The organism is Pseudomonas sp. CAN1 (assembly GCF_030462585.1).
Lineage (GTDB): Bacteria > Pseudomonadota > Gammaproteobacteria > Pseudomonadales > Pseudomonadaceae > Pseudomonas.
In genome coordinates this window covers 108,032-132,716 of record NZ_JASMRU010000001.1, presented here as the reverse complement: position 1 = coordinate 132,716, position 24,685 = coordinate 108,032, and the positions used below count along the sequence as shown (strand labels likewise).

Below are 24,685 nucleotides of genomic sequence, written 5' to 3'. Positions count from 1 at the left end.
CGCCGGTCGAACCCATTCGGGCGGGGACGGGAGAGTCCCCGGTAGCCTTCGAACAGAGGAAGTTATGCGCGAATCCACGACTCACCATTTCGTCACCCACGACGGCGTCGAGCTGTTCTACCGCCACTGGCCGGCCACCGCTGCCAGCGACGAACCGCGCCGCGCGGTGTTGCTGTTCCATCGCGGCCACGAGCACTCCGGGCGCATCGGCCACCTGGCCGACGAGCTGGATCTGCCCGGCTTCGACGTGTTCGCCTGGGACGCCCGTGGCCACGGCCAGTCGCCCGGCGCGCGTGGCGACAGCCCGAGCTTCGGCACCAGCGTGCGCGATGTGCAGACCTTCGTTGAGCACATCGCTGCCAACTACGGCATCGCCATCAGCGACATGGCGGTGGTGGCGCAGAGCGTCGGCGCGGTGGTCGCCTCCACCTGGGTGCACGACTACGCGCCGCCGATCCGCAGCCTGGTGCTCGCCTCGCCGGCGTTCAAGGTCAAGCTCTACGTGCCCTTCGCCCGGCCGGGCCTGAAGCTGGCGCGCTGGTGGCGCGGCAACTTCTTCGTCAACAGCTACGTGAAGGCGAAATTCCTCAGCCACGATCCCGAGCGCATCGCCTCCTACGACAGCGACCCGCTGATCGCCAAGGCCATCTCGGTGAACGTGCTGCTGGGCCTGTACGAGGCGGCCGACCGCGTGGTGGCTGATGCCCAGGCGATCCAGGTGCCAACCCAGCTGCTGATCTCCGGCTCCGACTTCGTGGTGCACCGCAAGCCGCAGCAGCGCTTCTTCGACAACCTCGGCACGGCGCGCAAGGAACTGCACGTGCTGCCCGGCTTCTTCCACGACACTCTCGGCGAGCTGCGCCGCGAGCAGGCGACCAGCCGTGCCCGGCGCTTCATCCTCGAATGCTTCGCGCGCGAGCCCGAACTTGCCGACCTGCGCGACGCCGACCGCTTCGGCTACACCTGCGCCGAGGCCGAAGCGCTGGCCACGCCATTGCCCAGGGGGTCGATCCGCGACCTTTACTGGCGCGCCACCCGCGCCAACATGCGTCTTGGCCGGCTGATGTCCGACGGTATCAACCTGGGCTTCCAGACCGGCTTCGATTCGGGCAGCACCCTGGACTACGTCTACCGCAACCAGCCCAAGGGCGCCGGCCCGGTCGGCCGGATGATCGACCGCACCTACCTCGAATCCGCCGGCTGGCGCGGCATCCGCCAGCGCAAGGTACACATCGAGGAGCTGCTGCGCCTGGCCATGGCCAGCCTGCGCGAGCAGGGCCGCGAGGTGCGCATCCTCGACATCGCCGCCGGCCACGGGCGCTACATCCTCGAAGCGCTGCAGGGCGTCGAGCCGCTGCCCGAAAGCGTGCTGCTGCGCGACTACAGCGAGCTGAACGTGCGCGAAGGCTCGGCACTGATCGAGCGCCTTGGCCTTCAGGAGCGCGCGCGCTTCGTCCAGGGCGACGCCTTCGATGGCGCCGACCTCGCCGCGGTCGAGCCGAAGCCGACGCTGGGCGTGGTCTCCGGTCTCTATGAACTGTTCGCCGACAACGCCATGGTCAGTGCTTCACTGGCGGGTCTGGGAGAGGCAGTGGAGGAGGGCGGCTACCTGATCTACACCGGCCAGCCCTGGCACCCGCAGCTGGAGCTGATCGCCCGCGCGCTGACCAGCCACCGCGCCGGCCAGGCCTGGGTGATGCGCCGCCGCACGCAGCTGGAGATGGACCAGCTGGTCGAAGCCGCCGGCTTCCGCAAGCTGGCCCAGCGCATCGACGAGGACGGTATCTTCACCGTCTCCCTGGCGCGCCGGGTGAGCCGGCCATGACCGGACTGCCAGCGCGCGAGCCAGGGCTGCTGCGGCGCGCGGTGCTCTGGCTGCTGTTCCTCGGGCCGTTCTTCTTCCTCAGCTACGGCTTCGCCAACTGGGTGACCGGGCAGCGCGAGTCGGTGGGCGTGCTGGTGTTCGACTGGGAGCGGGGCATGCCGCTGTGGCCCTGGACGATCATTCCCTACTGGTCCATCGACCTGCTCTACGGCTTGTCCTTCCTGCTCCCGCGCACCCGCCGCGGGCTGGATTGCCACGCCCTGCGCCTGCTCAGCGCGCAGGTGATCGCGGTGAGCTGCTTCCTGCTCTTCCCGCTGCGCTTCAGCTTCGAACGGCCGCCGCTGGAGGGCTTCTTCGGTCTGCTGTTCGACCTGTTGATGGGCTTCGACAAACCCTTCAACCAGGCGCCGTCGTTGCACATCGCGTTGCTGGTGATCCTCTGGGTCGCCTACGGGCGCTACGCCCAGGGCTTCACCCGCTGGCTGCTGCACGGCTGGTTCGCGCTGATCGGGCTGTCGGTGCTGACCACCTGGCAGCACCACTTCATCGACGTGCCGACAGGCGCGCTGGTGGGCTTCCTCTGTGTGTGGATGTGGCCGCGGGAAGTCACTTCGCCGCTGCGTGCCTGGAAACTCAGCGACGACCCGCAGCGCCGCCGCCTCGCCGCTTTCTACGGGGCGGGCGCACTGTTGTGCGGCCTGCTGGCGCTGGCGGCGGGCGGTCTCTGCCTGTTGCTGCTGTGGCCGGCGGTGGCGCTGGCACTGGTCGCCGCCTGCTACCTGGGGATCGGCCCGGTGGGCTTCCAGAAGCGTCTCGATGGCCGTCATTCGGTGGCGGTTTCCTGGCTGCTGGCGCCCTACTGGCTGGGTGCCTGGCTCAACGCGCGCTGGTGGACGCGCCAGCATCCGCAGCCGGACGAAGTGCTGCCGGGCGTCTGGCTGGGGCGCCTGCCGGACTGGTACAAGCCGCGCCATCTGCCGAGCCTGGCGATCCTCGACCTGTGCGCCGAACTGCCCTGCACCGCGCTGGCACGGCGTTATGAGTGCCTGCCGCTGCTCGACCTGGTGGCGCCCGGCGCCGAACAGTGCCGACGCGGCGCCGAGCTGATCGACCAGCTGCACAGCGACGGTCCGCTGCTGGTCTGCTGCGCCCTCGGCTACTCGCGCAGCGCCACGCTGCTGGCGGCCTGGCTGCTGCTGTCCGGTCGCGCGGCCAGCGTCGAGGCGGCGGTCGCGCTGATCCGCCAGGCGCGCCCGCAGATCGTCCTGGGCACCGAGCAACTGAACGTGCTGGCGCAACTGGCCGGCCAACCGCAACTGCCCAAGGAGCTGCACCATGCCGGCTGATCCTGGCCTTATCCTGGTCGCCAGCCTGCTGCGTCGCGGCAGCAGCCTGAACGGCCTGTCTTCCGCGCTGACCGTGCTGGCCCTGGCGCTCGGCTTCTACGGCGTGCTGATGGCCAGCGCCACCCTGGCGTTCAGCCTGGGCATGGCGTTGCTGGTGCTGCTGGGCCTGGCACAGAAGTTCTACGCCATGCGCGTGGCGCTGGACGCCGACCTGTTCCAGGCCATGGCCAACGCCGGCGATGCATTGGCGGAGAAGACCCGCCAGCTGGACGACGCCCTGGCCACCTATGCTGGTGTGCCCGCCGACAAGGCCGGGCGCCCCTGGAGCGAACGCAGCCGTGGCGCGCTCGCACTGCTGCGTCGGCAGGCGCTGCTGTGCGCGGCGCAATGGCTCATCGCGCTGCTTATCCTGATCACCCTGACTTTCCAATCCTGAGGAACCTGCACGGATGCTGGAACGACTCTTCGCCTACGCCATCATCGCCGGTGCCCGCGCGGTGACCGGCCTGCGCAGCCTGTGGATCGGCACCACGCCGATCCCGACGCAGCGCATCTACTACGCCAACCACAGCAGCCATGGCGACTTCGTGCTGCTCTGGGCCTCGCTGCCCCCCGAGCTGCGCGCCCGCACGCGCCCGGTTGCCGGCATGGACTACTGGGGCAAGGGCGGCTTGCGCGGCTTCATCATCAACCGGGTGTTCCACGGCGTGCTGATCGACCGCACGCGCGGCACCGAGGGCGGCAATCCGCTGGAGCCGGTGGAGCGCGCGCTGGCCGAGGGTGATTCGCTGATCATCTTCCCCGAAGGCACCCGCAACCTCGACGAGGAGGTACGCCTGCTGCCGTTCAAGAGCGGCATCTACCACCTGGCCAAGGCCCATCCGCAGGTGGAACTGGTGCCGGTGTGGCTGGACAACCTCAACCGCGTGATGCCCAAGGGCCGTGCGCTGCCGTTGCCGCTGCTGTGCACCCTGAGCTTCGGTGCGCCGCTGGCAGTGCAGGAGGACGAGGCCAAGGATGCCTTCCTCGAACGCGCCCGCGAGGCGTTGCTCGAACTCGCCGCCGCGGAGGGCCGTTGAGATGGACCTGAATCAGACCTGGCTGCTGTTCGCCGGTATCGGCGCGATCCTCGCCCTCGCTTCGCTGGTCGGCGCCGTGCTGCGCTGGAGAGCACCGCCCGGACCGCACGCGGTAATCGACAACCTCAACGCGCGGATCAACGCCTGGTGGGCGATGGTCGCGGTGATCGGCTTCGCATTCGCCCTCGGCAACTGGGCGGTACTGCTGCTGTTCTACGGCGTGTCGTTCTATGCCCTGCGCGAGTTCCTCACGCTGATGCCGACCCGGCGCAGCGACTACCCGGCCCTGGTAGCGGCGTTCTACTTCGTGCTGCCGATGCAGTACCTGCTGATCGGCATCCAGTGGTACGGGATGTTCTCCATCTTCATCCCGGTCTACACCTTCCTCCTGCTGCCGATCCTCGCCTCGCTGGGCGGCGACTCCAAGCACTTCCTCGAACGCGCTTCCAAGGTGCAGTGGGGGCTGATGCTGGCGGTGTTCTGCATCTCCTACGTGCCGGCGCTGCTGACCCTGAACATCGCCGGCTACGAGGGCCGCAACCTGCTGCTGATCGCCTTCCTGGTGATCGTCGTGCAGCTCTCGGACGTGCTGCAGTACGTCTGCGGCAAACTGTTCGGCAAGCGCAAGATCGCTCCCAACCTGTCGCCGTCCAAGACCGTGGAAGGCTTCATCGGCGGCGTCGCGCTGGCCACGTTGATCGGCGGTTCGCTGTGGTGGATCACCCCGTTCAGCTTCTGGCAGGCGCTGCTCTGCGCGCTGATGATCAACATCCTCGGCTTCTTCGGCGGGCTGGTGATGTCGGCGATCAAGCGCGACCGCGGGGTGAAGGACTGGGGCCACATGATCGAAGGCCACGGCGGCATGCTCGACCGCCTGGACTCGGTGTGCTTCGCCGCGCCGGTGTTCTTCCACTGTGTGCGTTACTGGTGGACCTGAGGCGCCGGGGCGTGGCTCGGCGCGGCGGATAACGCTGGCGCGTTATTCGCCCTGCGGGTTGGAACCCGCGACCAAATTCACCCTGTAGGAGCGGACTCCGTCCGCGATGGTATCCGGCGCGAAGCGGGGCCGATCGCGGACGGAGTCCGCTCCTACGCAATGATCCGCATCGGCATGGGCAGTCAGAAGATGCTGCTCACCTCGGCTGACGCGGTCACCTTCGCCTCGATGATCTTCTGGCTGCGCAGGTTCTTCACGCGGATCACCTCGTCCTGCTTGCCGTTGGCCAGTGCCTCGCCGACGGCGCTGGCCTGGATGCCGTCCTGGCTGGCGACGATCTTCACCTGCTGGCCGCGGCGCACCAGCATGGCGCCGTCGAGCAGCGCCGGGGTCAGCGGCTGGTCGGCGCGGATGCGCCGGCGGGCGGTCTTGCCGGTCACTTCGGCGATGTCGGTGAAGTAACTCCGCGAACCCTTGCCGATCTCCACCGGCGAGAGCTTGAGCTGCGCCGCGTCCAGCGTCTGGCCGCGCTCGATGGTGCCGCTGGCGACCACGCTGGGCAGGTACACCCTGGGCTGGCTGACGAAGCTCACCGGCCAGCCGGATTGCCCCGCGCAGGAGGCCTCGAAGCGGCGCCGCGCGTTGACCGCCGACGGCGCTTCGAGCAGGCGTAGCTGCGGCGCATTCGGGCACGCGGGAAGCTTGCCCAGGCTGCCGGGCAGGTTGTTGTCCAGGGTGAAACTCATGCCTTTCCAGCCGGCCTTGCGTGCGGCTTCCTTCAGCTCTGCGGCGACCTGCCGCTGCGCCGCGGCATCGAGTTGCGCGCGCGCATCCTGGGCTTGTGCGAGGACGGGCAGCAGCAGGAGGAAGCAGGCGGAAAGGGCCTTTCCGCATCCCGTCGCAGCGCGCGTCGAAAGCGGAAAAGCCGCGTTGCGAACGTTGTTCTGTTCTGCGAGTAAATCCTTGTAAATCAACGACATGAAGCGAAATTCCGGGGTGGGCATGCTTTGTGCTCTGTCGCTGCGAACGGCAAACAATGGCTGAACGACGGGAGCGGGTGGCGCGGATGAGTATACGGTTTGACGAGACCCTGGGTATCCATGAGAGAGCCCTCTCGCTGCACATGCAGCGCAGCGAAATCCTCGCCTCCAACCTGGCCAACGAAGACACCCCCGGCTTCAAGGCGCGGGATATCGACTTCGCCGCCGAGATGCAGCGCCAGGACAGCTCCAGCGTGCTGCTGGCCAGCACCAGTGCTGCTCGCCCGGACCTGAAGTACCGCATCCCCAACCAGCCTTCCCAGGACGGCAACAGCGTGGAGCTGGCCACCGAGCAGGCGGAGTTCTCGCGCAACGCGATGGACTTCCAGACCAGCCTGACCTTCCTGACCATGAAATTCCGCGGCCTCAAGCAGGCCATCGAAGGACGCTGACGCCATGGCATTCGATTCCATCTACCGCATCGCCGGCTCGTCGATGAACGCGCAGACCGTGCGCCTGAACACCGTGGCCAGCAACCTGGCCAACGCCGATTCCGCCGCCAACAGCCCGGACGCCGTGTACCAGGCGCGCAAGCCGATGTTCGCCGCCGTCTACGAGAACGACCAGCTCACCCGCGGCGCCGGCATGGGCGGCGCCCACGTGCAGGTGCTCGACGTGGTGACTTCCGGTCGCGCGCCACAACGCCGCTACGAGCCCGGCAGCCCGCTGGCCGACACCACCGGCTACGTCTACTACCCCGACGTCAACGAGATCGAAGAGATGACCGACATGATGTCCGCCACCCGCAGCTTCGAGACCGGCGTGGAAGTGCTCAACCGCGTGAAGAGCATGCAGTCCAGCCTGCTGAAACTGGGAGACGCCTGATGAGCACGGTCAACAACGACACCAGCACCACTACCAGCGGCACCTCGTCGGATACGCCCAAGCAGGCGGTGAATCTCGGCGAGATGACCGACATGGAGAACAGCTTCATCACCCTGCTGGTCGCCCAGGTGCAATACCAGGACCCGACCAAGCCGGTGGACAGCACCGAGTTCATCAACCAGTACTCGGCCATGGCGCAGGTCAAGAGCATGCAGAACATGACCACCCTGCAGCAGAACAACCTGGTGCTGATGGACAACCTGCAGACCCTCACCGCCGCCGGCCTGGTCGGGCAGGAAGTGAAGGTCAGCGCCGACAGCCTGCAGCTGGACGGCGACAAGGTCAGCGGGCAGGTCACCCTGGAGCATGCCTCGGCCACTACCGTGTTGCAGCTCACCGACGCCAATGGCGTGCGTACCGACATCGCCCTCGGCCCGCAGGAAGCCGGTGCCGTGCCCTTCACCGTGGACCCGCAAGCGCTCGGCCTGAAGCCCGGCAAGTACAGCCTGGCGGTCAAGACCGAAAGCGGCGAGACGCCGGGCATCGAGGTTTCCGGGCTGGTGCACAACGTCCGCGTCAGCGCCGACGGCCCGGTGCTGGAAGTCGAGGGTGCAGGTTCGGTGCCCTTCTACAAGATCGTCGAATTCAGTCAGGGACAGGCCGCCTGAGCGCCTGTTTCCCCCCTCTCCCAGGATGAGCTAACGCCATGAGCTTCAACATCGCCCTGAGCGGCCTGAACGCCGTCACCCAGCAGCTGGACACCATCAGCAACAACATCGCCAACTCCGGCACCGTCGGCTTCAAGTCCTCGCGCACCGAGTTCGGCAGCGTATACGCCGACAGCAAGGGCATGGGCGTGGAAGTCGCCGGCACCACCCAGAGCATCAGCCAGGGCGGTTCGCTGGTGTCCACCAACCGTGCGCTGGACCTGGCTATCTCCGGCGGCGGTTTCTTCGTGGTCAAGAGCGGCAACGGTGACACCCAGTACACTCGCGCCGGCGTGTTCAGCCAGGACAACGCCAACTACCTGATCAACGCCACCGGCCAGCGCCTGCAGGGCTACCCGACCGACGCCGCCGGCAACCTGCTGGTGGGCACCGTTTCCGACCTGCAGGTGAAGACCGCCAACCTGCCGGCCAAGGCCACCGACAAGCTGGAGTTCGTCGCCAACCTCGACTCCAACGAGAAGGTGCCGAGCGTCTCGCCGTTCGACCCGCAGAAGGTGGAGACCTACAACTCCACCTACACCAGCAAGATCTACGACTCCCAGGGCAAGGAACACACCCTGACCCAGTACTTCGTGCTGACCGGCACCAACACCTGGGACGCGCACTACGCGGTGGACGGCAATGCCGTCGGCGCTACCCAGGCGCTGACCTTCGCCCCGGACGGCTCGCTGTCCTCGCCGATCGCCTCGGTGCCGGTGGGCTTCAACCTGCCGGGCGTCGATCCGATGAACATCTCCCTGGACTACACCGGTACCAGCCAGTACGGCTCGGACTTCGTCGTCACCACCAACCGCACCACCGGCTACGCCGCCGGCGAGCAGACGGGCATCGCGGTTGAGAACGACGGCAAGGTCTACGTCAACTACAGCAACGGCCAGCGCATGCTGCAGGGCCAGGTGGCCCTGGCCAATTTCGTCAACAGCGGCGGCCTGCAGAACCAGAGCGGCACCGCCTGGACCGAGACCTCCGCCTCCGGCGCCGCGCTGATCGGCGTGCCCGGCATCGGCCAGTTCGGCTCGCTCTCGGCGGGCAACCTGGAAGGCTCCAACGTCGATATCACCCAGCAACTGGTGGGCCTTATGGAAGGCCAGCGCAACTACCAGGCGAACACCAAGGTGATGACCACCGACAAGGAACTCACCCAGGTGCTGTTCTCGGCCATCTAAGGAAGCCCCATGGATCGTCTCGGCTATACCGCGATGACGGCGGCCAGTCGCAGCATGTCCGCCCTGGACATCCGCGCGAACAACCTGGCCAACGTCAACACCCCCGGCTTTCGCGCCGACCTGGAACACGCCACTGCCGTCGACCTGAGCGGCGCCGGCTATGACAGCCGCCACCTCGCGCGCATCGAGAGCAGCGGCGTGGACATGAGCGCCGGCACCCTGATGGCCACCGGCCGCGACCTCGATGTCGCGATCCAGGGCAATGGGCTGCTCGCCGTGCAGAGCGGCAACGGCGAGGCGTACACGCGCCAGGGCAACCTGGAGATCGACGCCGACCGCCAGCTGATGATCAACGGCCGCGCCGTGCTCGGCGAGGGCGGCCCGATCACCCTGCCCGAATACGACGCCATCGCCATCGGCAGTGACGGCACCGTCTCGGTGATGCCGCGCGGCGATTTCATGATGACCGACGTCGACCGACTGAAGCTGGTGGACGCGCCGGCCGCGTCGCTGACCAAGAACGCCCAGGGCCTGCTGGTGAGCAAGGACGGCCAGAACGTCGCTGCCAGCGAGGACGTGCGCCTGGTCTCCGGGCACCTGGAGCAGAGCAACGTCTCGGCCATCGACCAGCTGGTGGGGACCATGAGCCTGAACCGGCGCTTCGAGACCCAGGTGAAGATGATGAAGGCCGCCTCGGACCTTGCCGAGGCCGGCGACCGCATGATCCGTGGCGGCTAACGCGCGGCGCGCAGACAGGAGCACAACATGAGTTCGGCACTTTGGGTCAGCAAGACCGGCCTGGCAGCCCAGGACACCGCGATGTCCACCGTGGCCAACAACCTGGCCAACGTGAACACCGTCGGCTTCAAGAGCGACCGCGCGGTGTTCGAGGACCTGTTCTACCAGGTGCAACTGCAACCCGGCGCCCAGGCTGACCAGGTCAACACCGTGCCCTCGGGTATCCAGCTGGGCAGCGGCGTGCGCGTCGTCGGCACGCAGAAGGTGTTCACCGAAGGCAGCATGCAGACCACCGGCCAGCCCATGGACCTGGCCATCGTCGGCAGCGGCTTCTTCCAGGTCGAGGCGCCCAACGGCGACACCTACTACACCGAGAACGGCCAGCTGCAGCTGAACAACGAAGGCATCGTGGTCAACGCCCAGGGCCTGCCGCTGACGCCGAACATCGAAGTGCCGGCCGGCGCCAGCCGCTTCACCGTCGGCAGCGACGGCATTGTCACCGCCGTGCTGCCGGGCGAGACCCTGCCCACCGAGCTGGGCCAGATCACCCTGGTCAACTTCACCAACCCGGCGGGCCTGGAAGCCATCGGCGGCAACCTCTACAAGGAAACCGCCGCCAGCGGCGAGCCGCAGGAAGGCACGCCGGGCGAGGAAGGCCTGGGCACCCTCAAGCAGGGCGTGCTGGAAGGCTCCAACGTGCAGGTGGTGGAAGCGATGGTGAACATGATCGCCATCCAGCGCGCCTACGAAGCCAACGCCAAGGTGCTCGACGCCGCGTCGGGCATGCAGCAGTTCCTCAACCAAACGGTCTGACGATGACGCGCCTTGCCCTGCTGCTCGCCCTGGCGCTGCTCGCTGGCTGCCAGAGTTTCGACGAGATGCTGCCGGACGAGGACTCCTCGGCCTACCAGCCCCCTGAACTGGACTACAGCCAGCCGCCGCCCAGCAGTGGCGGCCTGTTCCGTTCCGGCTACGGCGGCTCGCTGCTGCGCGACAAGCGCGCCATCGGCGTCGGCGACATCGTCACCGTGGTGCTCAGCGAGTCCACCCAGTCGAGCAAGAGCGCAGGCACCAGCTTCGGCAAGCAGTCCAGCCTCGACGTGCCAGTGCCGACCATCCTGACCAAGGAATACGGCGGCCTGGAGACCTCCGCCACGGCCAACCGCGACTTCACCGGCTCGGCGAAGAGCTCGCAGCAGAACACCCTCTCCGGCTCCATTGCGGTGACCGTGCACAAGGTACTGCCCGGCGGCGTGCTGCTGGTGAAGGGCGAGAAATCCCTGCGCCTGAACCAGGGCGACGAGTTCATCCGCCTTACCGGCCTTGTGCGCATCGACGACATCAACCGCTCCAACCAGGTGTCCTCGCAGAACGTCGCCAACGCCAAGATTTCCTACGCCGGGCGCGGCGTGCTCAACGACAGCAACTCGGCCGGCTGGCTGACGCGCTTCTTCACCCATCCGCTGTTCCCGATGTAAGCAGGCGCGCCGTCCATGTGTAGAACGCTCATGCGTAGAAATCTTTCCCGCCTGCTGGCATTGCTCTGCCTGTCCTGGCAGGCCGAGGCGCTGGCCATTCCGCTGCTGGACCTGGTCGACATCGAAGGCGTGCGCGAGAACCAGCTGATCGGCTACGGCCTGGTCGTCGGCCTCGACGGCACCGGTGACAAGAACCAGGTGAAGTTCACCAACCAGTCGGTGGCCAACATGCTCAAGCAGTTCGGCGTGAACCTGCCGCCGAACGTCGACCCGAAGCTGAAGAATGTCGCCGCGGTCAGCGTCACCGCCAGCGTGCCGCCGTCGTACAGCGCGGGGCAGACCATCGACGTCACCGTCTCCTCGCTGGGCGACGCCAAGAGCCTGCGCGGCGGCCTGCTGCTGATGACGCCGCTGCAGGGCGTGGACGGCGAAGTCTATGCGCTGGCCCAGGGCAACCTTGTCGTCGGCGGCCTGCATGCGCAGGGGCAGAGCGGTTCCAGCGTGTCGATCAACAGCGCCAACAGCGGCCTGATCCCCAATGGCGCGACCATCGAGCGGATGATCCCCAGCGATTTCGCCCAGCGCCCGGACGTGATGCTCAACGTGCGCAAGCCGAGCTTCCAGACTTCCACCCAGGTGATGAACGCGGTCAACGAACGCTTCGGCTCCGGCACCGCCACCGCGCTGGACGGCACCAAGGTGTCGGTGCGCGCGCCGGTCAGCCTGGCCCAGCGCACCAGTTTCATGGCCATGCTCGAAGGCATGGAAGTGCAGGAAGGCCGCACCCGGCCCAAGGTGGTGTTCAACAGCCGCACCGGCACCGTGGTGGTCGGCCAGGGCGTGCGCGTGAAGGCCGCCGCCGTCGCCCATGGCACGCTCACCGTGACCATCAGCGAGAACCCCCAGGTCAGCCAGCCGGGACCCTTCTCCAACGGCACCACGGCGGTCACCCCGCAGTCGGACGTCTCGGTCAGCCAGGACAAGAAGCCGATGTTCAAGTGGCCCGAGGGCACCAGCCTGGAGAGCATCATCAACACGGTGAACAGCCTGGGCGCGACGCCGGATGACGTGATGAGCATCCTCCAGGCGCTGGAGCAGGCCGGTGCGCTGAACGCCGAGCTGGTGGTGATCTGATGAGCATCACCTCGCTCAACCGTCCCATCGTGCCGAGCGGCCAGCCCGGCGAGTCGCCCGAGCAGGTGCGCCGCGAGCAGTTGCAGGCGGCCTCCGAGCAGTTCGAGGCGATGTTCCTGCAACAGATCCTCAAGCAGATGCGCAAGGCCGGCGACGTGCTCTCCGCAGGCAGCCCGCTGCGCAGCCGCGACCTCGACACCATGCGCGACTTCTACGATGAGGCGCTGGCCGAGCACCTCGCCTCACGCAAGCAGACCGGCATCGCCGACCTGCTGGTGCGCCAGCTCTCCGCTGAACCGACCGACACCTCTGAACCGGTGGCGCTCGCCGACAGCGGCGAGGCGCTGCGCCGGCACTCGGTCTCCAGCCGCAACCCGCTGGTGGACACCTGGCAGCGTGGCGTGGATCGCCTCGCCCACGCCTGGCAGCAGGGCACGGCGGGCTTCCGCACCCTGGTGGACAGCGTGATCGGCCAGGAATCCGGCGGCAACGCGTCTGCCGTCTCGCCCAAGGGCGCGCGCGGCCTGATGCAGCTGATGCCCGACACCGCCCGCGAAGTCGCCGGCGAGCTGGGCCTGCCCTACGACGAGCAGCGCCTGACCAGCGACCCGGCCTACAACAAGGCCCTGGGCAGCGCCTACCTGGGCAAGCTGCTCGATCGCTACGACGGCCAGCATGTGCTCGCCCTGGCCGCGTACAACGCCGGCCCCGGCAAGGTGGACGAGTGGCTGAAGAACAACGGCGACCCACGCAGCGGGCAGATCGGCATGGCCGACTGGGTGCGTAGCATTCCCTTTGATGAGACCCGCGACTACACCCTCGGCGTGTTGCGCCGTGTGCGCGAGGCCCAGGCGCCGGCGCAGCTTCCCGGCAGCGGCCTGTCGCCGGCAAGCGGTCTGAAGCACGCCCCGCAGGAAGGATTTAAGCGCCACGCGGATTCCGTCGCCTATCAGGGACAACAGCCCGAATTTGTTTCCCGACCGGCCTCGGCGGCGTTTGCCCAGCCGATCCGCCTTGAGTCGAAGGAGAATGTCTCTTGAGTATGTTGAGCCAGATCGGCTACAGCGGCCTGCGCGCGGCGCAGATCGCCCTGGCCACCTCCGGCCAGAACGTCGCCAATGCCAACACCCCCGGTTTCAGCCGGCTGAACCCGGTGCTCGCCTCGCTGGCCGGCGAGGGTGGTCTGAACGTCGGTGGCGGCGTGACGGTGACCAGCATCCGCCGCATGGCCAACGACTTCCAGAACCAGCAGCTGTGGCGTGCCACCACTGAGCAGAGCTACTACGACAGCGGCCAGCAGTACCTCTCCGCGCTGGAAGGCCTGATGGGCGGCGACGGTTCGAGCATCAGCGTCGGACTGGACAACTTCTTCGCCGCGCTCAGCGAGGCCACCGCCACGCCCGGCTCGGTCGCCCTGCGCCAGCAGATCGTCAACGAGACGAAGAACCTCGCGCAGCGCTTCAACGGCCTGTCCGGCAACATCGACAGCCAGCTGCGCGCCCTGCAGGAACAGCGCGGCTCCATGGTCGGCGAGATCAACGGCCTGACGTCCAACCTCGCCGCGCTGAACAAGCAGATCGTCGAAGTCGGCTCCTCCGGCGGCGACACCACCGCGCTGCGCGACCACCGCGAAAGCCTGGTGCAGGACCTCTCCAAGTACGCCTCGATCCGCGTCAACGAAGTGGCCGACGGTTCGCTCACCGTCTCCCTCGCCAACGGCCAGCCGCTGGTGGCCGGCAACTCCGCCGGGCAACTGGCGATCAGCCGCTCCGCCAGCGGCGAGCAGGCCATCGCCCTGACCTTCGCCGGCACCAGCTTTCCGCTGGGCCAGGACGGCATGGGCGGTTCCCTCGGCGCGCTGTACGACACCGAGTACGACACCCTGCGGCCGAACCAGACCGCCCTGCACGAGATGGCCGGGCAGTTCGCGCAGATGGTCAACGACACCCTGGCCAATGGCTTCGACCTCGACGGCAACCCCGGCCAGGCGCTGCTCACCTACAACGCCGGCAGCACCACGGCGATGCTCAGCGTGAACGACCTGAAACCCGAGGAGCTGGCGCTGTCGGACACCGCGGGCGAGTCCGGCAACAACGTGAACCTGCTGGCGCTGCTCGATCTCAAGGGCCAGTCGATCACCCTCGACGGCAGCCAGGTGACCCTCAACGACGCCTTCGCCGGCCTCCTCGGCAAGGTCGCCAGCGCCAGCCGGCAGAACCAGGCCGACCAGAAGACCGCCACCACCGTGGCCACCCAGGCCCAGGCGCAGCGCGACAGCGTCAGCGCGGTGAGCCTGGATGAAGAGGCGGTCAACCTGATCACCTACCAGCAGGCCTACCAGGCCAACATGAAAGTCATCAGCACCGCCAAGGAGCTGTTCGACTCGATGCTCGCGGCCTTCTAGGGCCCTGGCTAAGGAAAGCACCATGCGCATTACCAACGCACAGATCACCGCGCTGATGGGCGGCTCGATGAACAGCAACTCGGCGGCCCTGGGCAAACTGATGCAGCAGATGTCCAGCGGCCAGCGCATCCTCCAGCCCTCCGACGACCCCATCGCCAGCGTGCGCATGCTGCGTATCCAGCGAGAAGAGGCGAGCCTGGCGCAGTACCGCACCAACATCGGCAACGTCTCGGGCAACCTGTCGACCCAGGAAACCAACCTGCAGGCGACCTCCGACGCGATGCTCAACACCCGCGATCTGCTGCTCTGGGCGGCCAACGGTTCCAACACCGGTGCCGACCTCGGCGCCATGGCCGGCGAGCTGGAGAACATCGAGAAGACCATCGTCAGCTTCGTCAACGTGCGCGACGAGGAAGGCCGCTACCTGTTCTCCGGTACCCTCAGCGATACCGCCGCGGTGACCTACGAACCGCTCACCGACAGCTACGTCGCCACCGGCAACGACAAGTCGCGCCAGGCCGCCGTGGCCAACGGCGTGCAGGTGGAAGAGAACGTCACCGCGCTGGGCGTGTTCGGCAGCAACATGGACTTCCTCAACCAGCTGCATGCCACGGTGAAGATGCTCAAGGACCCGGCGCTGGACGTCACCGATCCGGCAGTGCACGCGCAGATCGCCGCGACCATCGACAGCCTCGACAGCGCCCACGACGGCGTACTCGGCGCCATCACCGAGCTGGGCGGCCGGCAGAACACCCTGACCATGCTCAATTCGAGCAACGAGGAGGTGTCGCTGGTGAACCAGAAGATCAACGGCGAGCTGTCGCAGCTGGACTACGCCGGCGCGAGCATCGACCTGAACACCTACCAGCTGGCGCTGCAGGCGACGCAGAAGACCTACCTGAAGCTCAACGACCTGTCGCTGTTCAGCCGCCTGTAAGTTTCTTCGCAGGGGAGCCGGGCCGCGCCGCAAGGAGGTCTGGACGCCAATCGGCGGCGCCGCGCCCGGTTCCCCTGCTTTTTATCCCGCTTGCGCCCGGCCTTCAGTGCCGGGCGCGGGCACATCGGTGCAGAGGTCACCATGAAGGTCATCAAGCAACTGCCGGCCGCCGCTGTCTTCGATCCCAGCGCCCGCCGCGACGTCATCCTGCCCGCCGCCGGCGAGCGGCAGAACGCCCTGCGCAAGGGCGAGGACAAGGGTGAGAACGCCGCGCAGATGGCGCGCGGCGCGCAGAAGAGCGGCAGCTTCAACCTGCAGCTGAACCAGCAGTTGTCCTCCATGCAGTCGGCCGACAGCTACCTGGGCGACCTGCAGGACCGCCTCGGCGGCCTCAAGCTCAACCTCAGCCGCGAGCTCAGCGCGCCGCAGTCCCAGGACCGCGAGGGCGTGCGCCAGGCCACCCGGCAGGTCAACGAACTGCTGGAGCAGCGCGCCCAGCGCTCGGACGGCAGCCTCGACGCCAACTTCCGCCTGCGCCTCAACGAGCCGGTGCGCAGCCGCTTCAGCCTCGAAGGCCTGGAGTCGGTGGAAGCGATCCAGCGCTCGGGCAAGGAAACCCTGCTGTTCAGCGCCGGCCGCCAGCTCGCCGAACCGGCGGCAGTGGTGCTGGACGACGGCATGAGCACCGAGCAGGTGCTGCGCCGCTTCAACGCCACCCTCGGCCAGGCCGGCATCCGCGCCGAATTCGATAGCGACGGTGCGCTGAAGTTCTCCGCCCCCGAGGCCGACTGGCAGCAGCTCAAGGGCCAGTTGGCGGTGCAGGGCGAGGGCAAGCTGTTCGCCAAGGGCAAGAACACCCGGCTGAAAAGCCATGAAGAAGGGCTGCTGGCGTTCCCCACCGAGATCAGCACCGATGCCTTCCGCGAACAGCGGCAGTTGCTCGATTCGGTGGTGTCGGCGCTGGACCGCATCGGCGGCCTGCGTGACCAGCTGCGTCATCGCCAGGACGATATCCGTGACTTCCTCGATCGCCACGCCAGCGAGGACGAGCGCGAGTGGGCGCACAGCTTCGCCGCCTCCATGCTCGACCGCATGGGGCGCAGCGCCACGCACTACAGCGCGGCGGCGCAGACGGTGGTGGCCCAGGCCAATTTCAGCCGCTTCGCGGTGGTCAGCCTGCTGGCCTGAAGCGTCCGCGAGCTTTCGTAGGGCGCATAACGCGCCAGCGTTATCCGCCGTCTGGGTGGCGGCGGATAACCTGTTCCAGGTTATGCGCCCTACGGGTTAGCACGGAGCGTGGGCTGTTCGCGAGCAAGCTCGCTCCTACAGGTTTGCCGCAGTGTGCTCTTCGTAGGAGCGAGCTTGCTCGCGAACCGCACGGCACCCAATTCCCAGGCATAAAAAAAGCGGAGCCCAGCTCCGCCTTTGTCGTTCTTGCATCGAGCCAATCAAGCCAGCTTCAGCAAGCTCATGCCCAGCACCAGCATCGCCAGGCCGACCCAGCCGCGCCAGACCAGGCGTTGACCGAACAAGGCCCAGCCCATGGCGACGGTGGCGAGGATGCCGAAGCCGCCCCAGATGGCGTAGGCCACCGACAGTTCGATGCCGCGCACCGCCTGCGCCAGCGCGGTGAACGCACCGAGTACGCAGAGGATCGAGGCCGCGCCGATCAGGCGCTTGCGGAAGCCGTCGGAGTACTTCAGCAGCAGGTTGGCGATCACTTCCAGGACGATGGCCAGGCCCAGCCAGGCCATCGGAATCAGGTCATGGTTCAGCATGTCACGGCCTCCCCATTCAGGGCACGGCTGTCTTCGCGCGGGCCGCTACGGGTACCGGATTTCACCAGCAGGATGCCGGCGATCATCACCGCCAGGCCCAGGGCCTTGTCCAGGCTCAGGTGCTCGCCAAGGAAGAAGGCGCTGACCAGGGTGATCAGCACGATGCCGATGCCTTCCCACAGGGCGTAGGCCACGCCGACCGGCACGCGCTTGATGGCCAGCGAGAGGAAGTAGTACGACAGGCCGATCATCACGTACATCAGCAGCAGCCCGGCAATCGGGAACAGCGTGTGGGTGAATTTCATCGAGGTGGTGCCAACGACTTCGAAGCCGATGGCGGCTAACAGATAGATCCAGGAACGCATGGTAAAGCCCTCCCACGGGCAGCCGCGCGCAGTCTCGCTAAGAGCATCCTTGCGGCGGTTTCGGTTCGGGTTCGGTGGTGCCGACTCGGGCGGGAATTACCAGTGGGTGTTCACCGCGCTGGGCGCCACCAGAAGGTGGTTGCCGAAGGGAGGAGCTAGAGGTCGCCGGTCCAGTGACGCTCGCGCGAAACCAGGCGGGAAGTGGGGAGAGGTAGAGCCTTGATGTTCAACATAATGAACATATTGTGCCCATTTTTCGCTTCACTGGCAAATCAACCCGGTTGATTTGCGTCATGAATGCCCATGAAATGGCGCCTGCGAACCCTGCTGGACGCTGCGCGTCATCAGGGTTGTGCAATATTCTGTTCACTCTGTTTTGCCTGCGACAGCTCGCCACAGGCATGACCTGCGCCAGGTTGCGTAGCGGCCGCTCCTGCTAGCATCCTTGCTCGAAATCCTGTCGGAGACTGTGATGATCGCCCTGCGAGAAGCCTGGAAGGCCGGACTCTTCGGTCGCGAGCACTGGACGCGCAACCTGGTGGCCGGGGTCATAGTCGGGGTGGTCGCGCTGCCACTGGCGATGGCTTTTGCCATCGCCAGCGGGGTCAAGCCCGAGCAGGGCATCTACACGGCGATCTTCGCCGGCGCGCTGGTTTCGCTGCTGGGCGGCAGCCGCGTGCAGATCGCCGGGCCAACCGGCGCGTTCATCGTCATCCTCGCCGGCATCACCGCCAAGTACGGCGTCGACGGCCTGCAGATCGCCACGCTGATGGCCGGCGCGATCCTCGTGCTGCTGGGTTTCAGCCGCCTGGGCAGCATCATCCGCTTCATCCCCGCGCCGGTGATAGTCGGCTTCACCGCCGGCATCGGGGTGATCATCTGGGTCGGCCAGTGGAAGGACTTCTTCGGCCTGCCGGCGGTGACCGGCGAACACTTCCACCAGAAGCTCTGGCACCTGATCGAGGCGCTGCCGCAACTGCACCTGGCGACGACCGTACTGGCGCTGCTGAGCCTGGCGCTGGTGCTGTTCACCCCGCGCATCGCTGCGCTGCGTCGGGTGCCCGGCCCGCTGGTGGCGATGGTGGTGGTGACGGCCATCCAGTCGCTGTTCCATTTCGACGACGTGGCCACCATCGGCACCGCCTTCGGCGGTATTCCCCAGGGCCTGCCCAGCTTCAGCCTGCCGGAAGTGACCCTGCCGCGGGTACTCGAACTGATCGGCCCGGCCTTCGCTATCGCCATGCTCGGTGCCATCGAGTCGCTGCTCTCGGCGGTGGTCGCCGACGGCATGGCCGGCACCCGCCACGACTCCAACCAGGAGCTGATCGGCCAGGGCATCGCCAACCTGGTCACCCCGCTGTTCGGCGGCATCGCCGCCACCGGCGCCATCGCGCGCACCGCGACCAACATCCGCAACGGCGGCAACAGCCCGCTGGCCGGCGTCACCCATGCCGCGACCCTGGTGCTGATCCTGCTGTTCCTCGCGCCGCTGGCGTCGAACATCCCGCTCTGCGCGCTGGCAGCGATCCTCTTCGTGGTGGCCTGGAACATGAGCGAGGCGCGGCACTTCCTGTTCATGCTCAAGCGCGCGCCGCGTGCCGACGTGACGATCCTGCTGGTGACCTTCCTGCTCACCGTGTTCAGCGACCTGGTGATCGCGGTGAACATCGGCGTGATCCTCGCCATGCTGCACTTCCTGCGGCGCATGGCGTCCTCGGTGGAAGTGCATGCCGACGACGGCCCGGAGTTGGAGGTGGAACTGCGCGGCCGCGGCCTCGGTGAGCTGCCGCTCGGCGTGCTGGTCTACAGCATCGAGGGGCCGCTGTTCTTTGGCGCCGCGGAAACCTTCGAACGCGCCCTGGCCAAGACCCACACCGACCCGAAGGTATTGATCATCCGCCTGCGCCACGTGCCGTTCATGGACATCACCGGCCTGCAGACCCTGCAGGAAGTGATCGAGCAGCTGCAGCGGCGCGGCATCGAAGTGCGCCTGTGCGAGGCCAATGCGCGTGTGCTCGGCAAGCTGCGCAAGGCGGGAGTGCTGGAGGAGATTGGCGCGGGGTATCACCCGGATTTCCCGGCGGCGCTGAGCGCGAGTGTCGAGCCCTGATCGAGCTTGGGTGCTCGCTACGGACTAACAGACGGCGTAGGAGCGGACTCCGTCCGCGATAGGTTCGCCACGCGCCTGAAGCCAATCGCGGACGGAGTCCGCTCCTACGCCACGTTCACCCCTGCATCAGCTCCGCCAGCAGTTCATCCTTGAGCCTGGCCAGCCGCGCATGCCCACGCTCCCGCGGATGCGGCAGATCGACCCGCACCTCATGGCGGATCCGCCCCGGTCGCGCGTCCATGACGATCACCCGGTCGCCCAGGTACAGCGCCTCTTCCACGTCGTGGGTGACCATGATCATGGTGCTGCGCTGCTGCACCCAGATGCGCTGCAACTCGTGCTGCAGGCGCACGCGGGTGAGGGCGTCGAGGGCGCCGAAAGGTTCGTCGAGCAGCAGCACCTTGGGCCGGGTGATCAGCGCGCGGGCAATGGCGGCGCGCTGCGCCATGCCGCCGGAGAGCTGGTGCGGGTAGGCCTGCTCGAAGCCGGTCAGGCCCACCAGTTCCAGGTGCTCGGCAACCCGCTCGCGCTTCTCGGCGCGGCTGAGCTTCTGCTGCTTCAGCGCCAGGGCGACGTTCTGCTCCACGGTCTTCCAGGGGAACAGCCGGTGGTCCTGGAACACGATGCCGCGCTCCAGGCCGGTGCCGGTCACGGCCTGGCCGTCGAGGAGGATGCGCCCGCTGTAGTCGTTCTCCAGGCCGACGATCAGCCGCAGCAGCGAGGATTTGCCGCAGCCGCTGGCGCCGACGATGCTGACGAACTCGCCGGGGCGCACCGCCAGGTCGATGTTCTCCAGCACCGGCAGGCTGCGGCCGTCGATGGAATAGGCCTTGCTCAGGCCCTGGATGGCCAGCGCGCCGTGTTGCGCCTGCTGGGCCGGAAGGAGGGCGGGATCGAGGATCGCGTTCATGGTCTGGGCACTCATAACGAATAGGCCGAATCTGGAAAGCGCTAGCGCAGGTTGCGCCAGCGCAGCAGGTGGCGCGCGGCGCGGGCGAACAGCTGGTTCATGGCGTAGCCGAGCAGGCCGATGCTGAGCACGCCGATCACCACGATCTCCATGCGCGAGCCGGTCTCGGCGTTCATCATCAGGTTGCCCAGGCCCATGCCGGTGGAGAGGAACAGCTCGCAGCCCACCGAGCTGACCCAGGCGAAGGCCAGCGCGTGCAGCACGCCGTTGCTCAGGCTGGGCAGCGCGCCGGGCAGCAGCACCTCGCGGAACTGCTGCCAGGGGCCGAAGGCATACAGGCGGCCGACTTCGCGGTAGCGCTTCTCCACGTCGCGGAAGCCCTCGAAGGCGTTCAGCGTCATCGGGTAGAAGGCGGCGAGGCTGACAATCAGCACCTTGGACGGCTCGCCGCTGCCGAACCACAGGGCGATCAGCGGGATCAGGCCGAGGATCGGCACCTGGCGAATGGTGTGGTAGAGCGGCGCGAACACCCGCTCCAGCGGCCGCGACAGCGCCATGCCGGCGCCCAGCGCGAAGCCGGCGAGCACGCCCAGCAGCAGGCCGAGGCAGGTGCGTTGCAGGCTGGCGGAAACGCTCAGCCACAGTTCGCCGGTCCTGATCAGCTCGACGAAGCCGGCGCCGATGCGCTCCAGCGGCACGAAGGCATAGGCCGCGCTGGCGCCCTGCTGCGACTGCCAGTGCCAGGCGGCGATCAGCAGCGCCGGCAGGACCAGCCCGCGAAGACTCTTGAGAATGCGGATCATGGCGTCGGTCTCCAGCGCAGCAGGCGCTTCTCCAGCAGGCGGAAGGCGAAGTCGAGGACGAAGCCAATGGCCCCGGTGACCACCACGCCGACCATCACGATGTCGATGCGCAGCATCTGCCGGCTCAGCTCGATCATCTGCCCCAGGCCGCTGTCGGCGGCGAGCAGTTCGGCGGCCACCAGCACCATCCAGGCGCGGCTCAGGCTGATGCGCAGGCCGGTGACGATGGGCGGCGCGGCGGCGGGGAAGGCGACGTCGCGCAGCAGGCTCCACAGCGGCAGGCGGTAAACGCTGGCGACCTCGAAGTAGCCACGCGGAATGCCCTTCACGCCTTCGCTGGCGGCCAGCGCCACGGGGAAGAACGCAGCCTTGGTGACGATCAGGATCTTGAAGGTCTCTTCGACGCCGAAGAACAGGATGAACATCGGGATCAGCGCAATCGACGGCACTTGGCGCAGGGTCTGGAACAGCGGCGCGCAGTAGGCTTCCACGGTCTTCGACAGGGCCATGGCGGTGCCGAACAGCAGCCCGCCGACGGCGCCGATGGAGAAGCCGATGGCCAGGCGCGACAGGCTGTTCACCACATGCTCGCGCAGTTCGCCGCTGGCCAGCAGGTCCTTGAAGCTGGCCCAGACCTCCGCCGGCGGCACCAGCAGTTGCGGCGGGAACCAGCCGGCGCGGGCGGCGACGAACCAGGCCAGCAGCAGGAGCAGCGGCGAGGCGAACCAGCTCAGGCGATCAAGGGTTCTGGTCATGTCTCAACCCTCCTGGCCGAGCAGCGGCCCGGCGTTCTGGCGGCGCTGCTTGCGTTGCCAGCAGAACAGCGCGGCCAGCAGCACCAGGGGAATCCAGCAGAGGAACAGGTTGCCCAGCCCGACGAAGTGGCTGATCGCCCCACCCAGCAGCGCGCCGGAAAAACTGCCAGACATGGAAGCGAGGTTGAACAACCCGGAAATCTTGCTCTTGTCCATGGCGTGCTCGCCCAGCTGGGCCATGTTCACCAGGTGGATCAGCGCCGCCGCGGCGCTCAGCAGCACGCCGCCCAGGGCCAGCAGCCAGTAGTCGCGGGCGACGCCAAGCAACAGCAGGGCGGCCAGCGCTGCGCTGAGGCTGCCGACGTAGGCCAGACGCCGGCCGCTGCGTTCGATCAGGTAGCCGAAGCCGAAAAGGCCGAGCACCGAGGCCAGGCCCTGGATCATCACCAGGCTCACCGCCTGGCCCTGGGAGAGGCCGGCGACTTCCATCGCCAGCAGCAGGATGAAGGTGCCGAACAGCGCGCTGGTGGCGGCGCTGAGCAGCTCCACCAGGCAGCTCTCGGCGATCTCGACGTTGGCCAGCATGGCGCTGACCTGTTGCAGCAGCCCGCCGCTGGCGGCGGCCACCGGCAGGTCTTCGCTGGGCGCCTCGCCTTCCCAGAAGCCGAGGCTGTAGAAGGCCATCAGGCCGAAGCACAGGCCGATGGCGGCAAAGCCCCAGGTGAAGCTCGCCGCGCCGCTCAGCCAGTTGCCCAGCAGCGGGCCGAGCAGGCCCATTCCCAGGGTCAGCGAGCCGCGGTACCAGCCGGCCTTGTCGTTGCCGATGCGCTTGAGCTGACGGAGGAAGGCGCTGTTCATGGCGACAATGCGGAAGGGGATGCACAGGCCGATCAGCAGTCGGGCGAAGGCCAGCCACAGCCAGCCGCCGAACAGTGGGATGGCCAGGTTCAGCAGCATCGGCCCGAGGCTGGCGAGGAAGTACACCCGGCGCGCGCCGAAGCGGGCGATGACGAAGCCGGCCGGCAGGGTGAGGATCACCATGCCCAGTGCCTCCATGGCCGAGATGATGCCGATCTGCATGGCGTTGGCGCCGATGCTGATGGCGTACAGCGTGGTGACGATCTTCGCCATGCCGATGGTGGCGCCGCTGAACGCCGCCAGCAGCATGAAGTTGAGCAGGAAGGCGGCGGGCCGCGCCGGGCTAGATGGCGACATCGATCTTCCCCAGCAGGGCTTCCAGCGGGCGCGGGTCGATCCAGTCGTCGACGCTGAAATCGGCGCCGATGAACTGCCAGCGCTGGAGGAACGCGGTGAGGTCGCGCAGGGCGTTGACCGAGCGCTCCGCCAGGTTGGTCTGCAGGCGCAGGTGGGCGTCCTCGCCGTAGGCGCTGGCGACCCAGAACTCGCTGGTGTTCAGCTCACGGGCGAGGAAGCGCCGGGTCTCCTCGGGGTGTGCCCAGGCCCATTGCTCGGCGCGCAGCACGGTATCGAGCACCAGCACGGCGGCATCGAAGTGTTCATCCAGCAGCTTCTGGTCGACGGTCAGGGTGCGCGGCGTGCCGATGTTCGCGCGCACCAGCGGCTCGGGGTGCGAGCCGACGTCCATCACCACGTGCAGGCCGAACTCGTGGGCCAGTTGCAGGCCGTGGGCGCCCTTGAGGAAGATGGCGTCGATGTCGCCGCGCAGCAGGCCGATCAGCTCGTTGTTGCGCTGCACCACGCGGTTGCCCTTGAGCGCCACCTGGGCGCCGAACAYGTGGCGCACCGGGTCGTCGCTGAAGGTGCCGCCGTAGGGGTAGTCCACCAGCTCGACGTCGCGCACCTCCAGGCCTTCCAGGCGCAGGGCGTTTTCCAGGCCGCGCAGGGACTGGGCGCGGGTGAAGTCGATCTGCACGTTGGCCCACTTCGGCAGGCCGAAGCGCCGATGGCGCAGGTCGCGGATGCTGCGCACGCCGCTGTCCGGGGCGCTGACGATGAGCTGCACCTCGTCGCTCCAGGACAGCCCGACCACCCGCGTGCGCGCGCCGCTGGCGCGGGCCCAGATGGCCGGGATGTTGCCGCCGTGGCGCACGGAGTAGGGCAGGTGATGGTCGAAGTGCGCCTCGCGCACCTCTCGTTCGGACGACTCGCGCAGCGACTGGATGCGCGTGCCGAACGGGCGGAAGGCCTGGGCCAGGCGCCCGGATTCGACGGCGATGCCGAGGCCCGTGGGAACGGGACTGTGGGTGTACCAGAGGGTTTCCAGCGGTGTGCTCATGGGGACTCGGAATTCGATAACTCCCCTCTCCCTTCAGGGAGAGGGGCTGGGGGAGAGGGCTCGCCCTCGT

At 67.5% G+C, this 24,685-nt stretch carries 26 protein-coding genes; 18 read left to right on the top strand and 8 right to left on the bottom strand.

Translation table 11 applies throughout. The features are described from left to right. Positions 1 to 64 precede the first annotated feature (64 nt). The 5 genes from QO207_RS00620 to QO207_RS00600 are packed head-to-tail and all read left to right on the top strand — an operon-like array spanning position 65 to position 5,187. On the top strand, positions 65 to 1,825 hold the full coding sequence (locus QO207_RS00620; protein ID WP_301478836.1) for a bifunctional alpha/beta hydrolase/class I SAM-dependent methyltransferase: 1,761 nt from the start codon (positions 65 to 67) through the stop codon (positions 1,823 to 1,825). Further along, positions 1,822 to 3,171, top strand: coding sequence for a phosphatase PAP2/dual specificity phosphatase family protein (locus tag QO207_RS00615; protein ID WP_301478835.1), 1,350 nt, complete (start codon positions 1,822 to 1,824; stop codon positions 3,169 to 3,171). The genes QO207_RS00620 and QO207_RS00615 overlap by 4 nt, the downstream gene beginning before the upstream one ends. Further along, entirely contained in the window at positions 3,161 to 3,607 is a 447-nt protein-coding gene (locus tag QO207_RS00610; RefSeq protein ID WP_301478834.1) for a hypothetical protein, read from the top strand. Before QO207_RS00615 ends, QO207_RS00610 begins: the two co-directional genes overlap by 11 nt. A gap of 13 nt (positions 3,608 to 3,620) precedes the next feature. Continuing rightward, the gene (locus tag QO207_RS00605) at positions 3,621 to 4,250 is read left to right on the top strand and encodes a 1-acyl-sn-glycerol-3-phosphate acyltransferase (RefSeq protein ID WP_301478833.1); all 630 of its coding nucleotides are present in this window, start codon (positions 3,621 to 3,623) and stop codon (positions 4,248 to 4,250) included. 7 nt (positions 4,251 to 4,257) lie between these two features. Continuing rightward, complete coding sequence (locus tag QO207_RS00600) at positions 4,258 to 5,187, top strand: phosphatidate cytidylyltransferase (protein WP_301479393.1); 930 nt, start codon at positions 4,258 to 4,260, stop codon at positions 5,185 to 5,187. 182 nt (positions 5,188 to 5,369) lie between these two features. Here QO207_RS00600 and flgA read toward each other — a convergent pair whose 3' ends face one another. Further along, the gene (gene flgA, locus QO207_RS00595) at positions 5,370 to 5,933 is read right to left on the bottom strand and encodes a flagellar basal body P-ring formation chaperone FlgA (RefSeq protein WP_301478832.1); all 564 of its coding nucleotides are present in this window, start codon (positions 5,931 to 5,933) and stop codon (positions 5,370 to 5,372) included. Positions 5,934 to 6,253: 320 nt separating this feature from the next. Here flgA and flgB point away from each other — a divergent pair, with 320 nt between their 5' ends. From flgB to QO207_RS00535, 12 genes are all read left to right on the top strand, one after another. Further along, complete coding sequence (gene flgB / locus QO207_RS00590; RefSeq protein WP_301478831.1) at positions 6,254 to 6,619, top strand: flagellar basal body rod protein FlgB; 366 nt, start codon at positions 6,254 to 6,256, stop codon at positions 6,617 to 6,619. A gap of 4 nt (positions 6,620 to 6,623) precedes the next feature. Further along, on the top strand, positions 6,624 to 7,052 hold the full coding sequence (gene flgC / locus QO207_RS00585; RefSeq protein WP_301478830.1) for a flagellar basal body rod protein FlgC: 429 nt from the start codon (positions 6,624 to 6,626) through the stop codon (positions 7,050 to 7,052). Beyond that, positions 7,052 to 7,720: a flagellar hook capping FlgD N-terminal domain-containing protein gene (locus QO207_RS00580; RefSeq protein ID WP_301478829.1), complete on the top strand. Its 669-nt coding sequence runs from the start codon at positions 7,052 to 7,054 to the stop codon at positions 7,718 to 7,720. The genes flgC and QO207_RS00580 overlap by 1 nt, the downstream gene beginning before the upstream one ends. 38 nt (positions 7,721 to 7,758) lie before the next feature. Beyond that, positions 7,759 to 8,946 (top strand): flagellar hook protein FlgE, encoded by a 1,188-nt coding sequence (flgE, locus tag QO207_RS00575; protein WP_301478828.1) that lies wholly within the window; start codon positions 7,759 to 7,761, stop codon positions 8,944 to 8,946. A gap of 9 nt (positions 8,947 to 8,955) precedes the next feature. Next, on the top strand, positions 8,956 to 9,684 hold the full coding sequence (locus tag QO207_RS00570; protein ID WP_301478827.1) for a flagellar basal body rod protein FlgF: 729 nt from the start codon (positions 8,956 to 8,958) through the stop codon (positions 9,682 to 9,684). A gap of 27 nt (positions 9,685 to 9,711) precedes the next feature. Next, positions 9,712 to 10,497, top strand: coding sequence for a flagellar basal-body rod protein FlgG (gene flgG / locus QO207_RS00565; RefSeq protein ID WP_259758564.1), 786 nt, complete (start codon positions 9,712 to 9,714; stop codon positions 10,495 to 10,497). Between the two features lie 2 nt (positions 10,498 to 10,499). Continuing rightward, positions 10,500 to 11,162: a flagellar basal body L-ring protein FlgH gene (flgH, locus tag QO207_RS00560; RefSeq protein ID WP_301478826.1), complete on the top strand. Its 663-nt coding sequence runs from the start codon at positions 10,500 to 10,502 to the stop codon at positions 11,160 to 11,162. 30 nt (positions 11,163 to 11,192) lie between these two features. Further along, positions 11,193 to 12,296 (top strand): flagellar basal body P-ring protein FlgI, encoded by a 1,104-nt coding sequence (locus QO207_RS00555; protein ID WP_301478825.1) that lies wholly within the window; start codon positions 11,193 to 11,195, stop codon positions 12,294 to 12,296. Beyond that, positions 12,296 to 13,336, top strand: coding sequence for a lytic transglycosylase domain-containing protein (locus QO207_RS00550; protein WP_301478824.1), 1,041 nt, complete (start codon positions 12,296 to 12,298; stop codon positions 13,334 to 13,336). The genes QO207_RS00555 and QO207_RS00550 overlap by 1 nt, the downstream gene beginning before the upstream one ends. Further along, complete coding sequence (gene flgK / locus QO207_RS00545; protein ID WP_301478823.1) at positions 13,333 to 14,700, top strand: flagellar hook-associated protein FlgK; 1,368 nt, start codon at positions 13,333 to 13,335, stop codon at positions 14,698 to 14,700. The genes QO207_RS00550 and flgK overlap by 4 nt, the downstream gene beginning before the upstream one ends. Before the next feature lie 22 nt (positions 14,701 to 14,722). Next, a complete protein-coding gene (flgL, locus tag QO207_RS00540) occupies positions 14,723 to 15,637 on the top strand; it encodes a flagellar hook-associated protein FlgL (RefSeq protein WP_301478822.1) in 915 nt (304 codons plus the stop codon). Positions 15,638 to 15,778: 141 nt separating this feature from the next. Continuing rightward, positions 15,779 to 16,825, top strand: coding sequence for a hypothetical protein (locus QO207_RS00535; RefSeq protein ID WP_301478821.1), 1,047 nt, complete (start codon positions 15,779 to 15,781; stop codon positions 16,823 to 16,825). 260 nt (positions 16,826 to 17,085) lie between these two features. Here QO207_RS00535 and mdtI read toward each other — a convergent pair whose 3' ends face one another. Then, a complete protein-coding gene (gene mdtI, locus QO207_RS00530) occupies positions 17,086 to 17,415 on the bottom strand; it encodes a multidrug/spermidine efflux SMR transporter subunit MdtI (protein ID WP_301478820.1) in 330 nt (109 codons plus the stop codon). Next, entirely contained in the window at positions 17,409 to 17,780 is a 372-nt protein-coding gene (locus QO207_RS00525; protein ID WP_301478819.1) for an SMR family transporter, read from the bottom strand. Before QO207_RS00525 ends, mdtI begins: the two co-directional genes overlap by 7 nt. A 472-nt stretch (positions 17,781 to 18,252) precedes the next feature. Here QO207_RS00525 and QO207_RS00520 point away from each other — a divergent pair, with 472 nt between their 5' ends. Beyond that, on the top strand, positions 18,253 to 19,890 hold the full coding sequence (locus QO207_RS00520) for a SulP family inorganic anion transporter (RefSeq protein WP_301478818.1): 1,638 nt from the start codon (positions 18,253 to 18,255) through the stop codon (positions 19,888 to 19,890). A gap of 115 nt (positions 19,891 to 20,005) precedes the next feature. Here the strand turns inward: QO207_RS00520 and QO207_RS00515 are convergent, their stop codons facing one another. The 5 genes from QO207_RS00515 to QO207_RS00495 are packed head-to-tail and all read right to left on the bottom strand — an operon-like array spanning position 20,006 to position 24,615. Next, positions 20,006 to 20,800 (bottom strand): ABC transporter ATP-binding protein, encoded by a 795-nt coding sequence (locus tag QO207_RS00515; RefSeq protein ID WP_301479391.1) that lies wholly within the window; start codon positions 20,798 to 20,800, stop codon positions 20,006 to 20,008. A gap of 41 nt (positions 20,801 to 20,841) precedes the next feature. Next, on the bottom strand, positions 20,842 to 21,603 hold the full coding sequence (locus QO207_RS00510) for an ABC transporter permease (protein ID WP_301478817.1): 762 nt from the start codon (positions 21,601 to 21,603) through the stop codon (positions 20,842 to 20,844). Continuing rightward, positions 21,600 to 22,358 carry an ABC transporter permease gene (locus QO207_RS00505; RefSeq protein WP_301478816.1) on the bottom strand — a complete coding sequence of 253 codons (759 nt, stop codon included), beginning with the start codon at positions 22,356 to 22,358 and terminating at the stop codon, positions 21,600 to 21,602. Before QO207_RS00505 ends, QO207_RS00510 begins: the two co-directional genes overlap by 4 nt. 3 nt (positions 22,359 to 22,361) lie before the next feature. Further along, positions 22,362 to 23,573, bottom strand: coding sequence for an MFS transporter (locus QO207_RS00500; RefSeq protein ID WP_301478815.1), 1,212 nt, complete (start codon positions 23,571 to 23,573; stop codon positions 22,362 to 22,364). Then, positions 23,560 to 24,615: an ABC transporter substrate-binding protein gene (locus QO207_RS00495; protein ID WP_301478814.1), complete on the bottom strand. Its 1,056-nt coding sequence runs from the start codon at positions 24,613 to 24,615 to the stop codon at positions 23,560 to 23,562. Before QO207_RS00495 ends, QO207_RS00500 begins: the two co-directional genes overlap by 14 nt. Between the last annotated feature and the right edge of the window lie 70 nt (positions 24,616 to 24,685).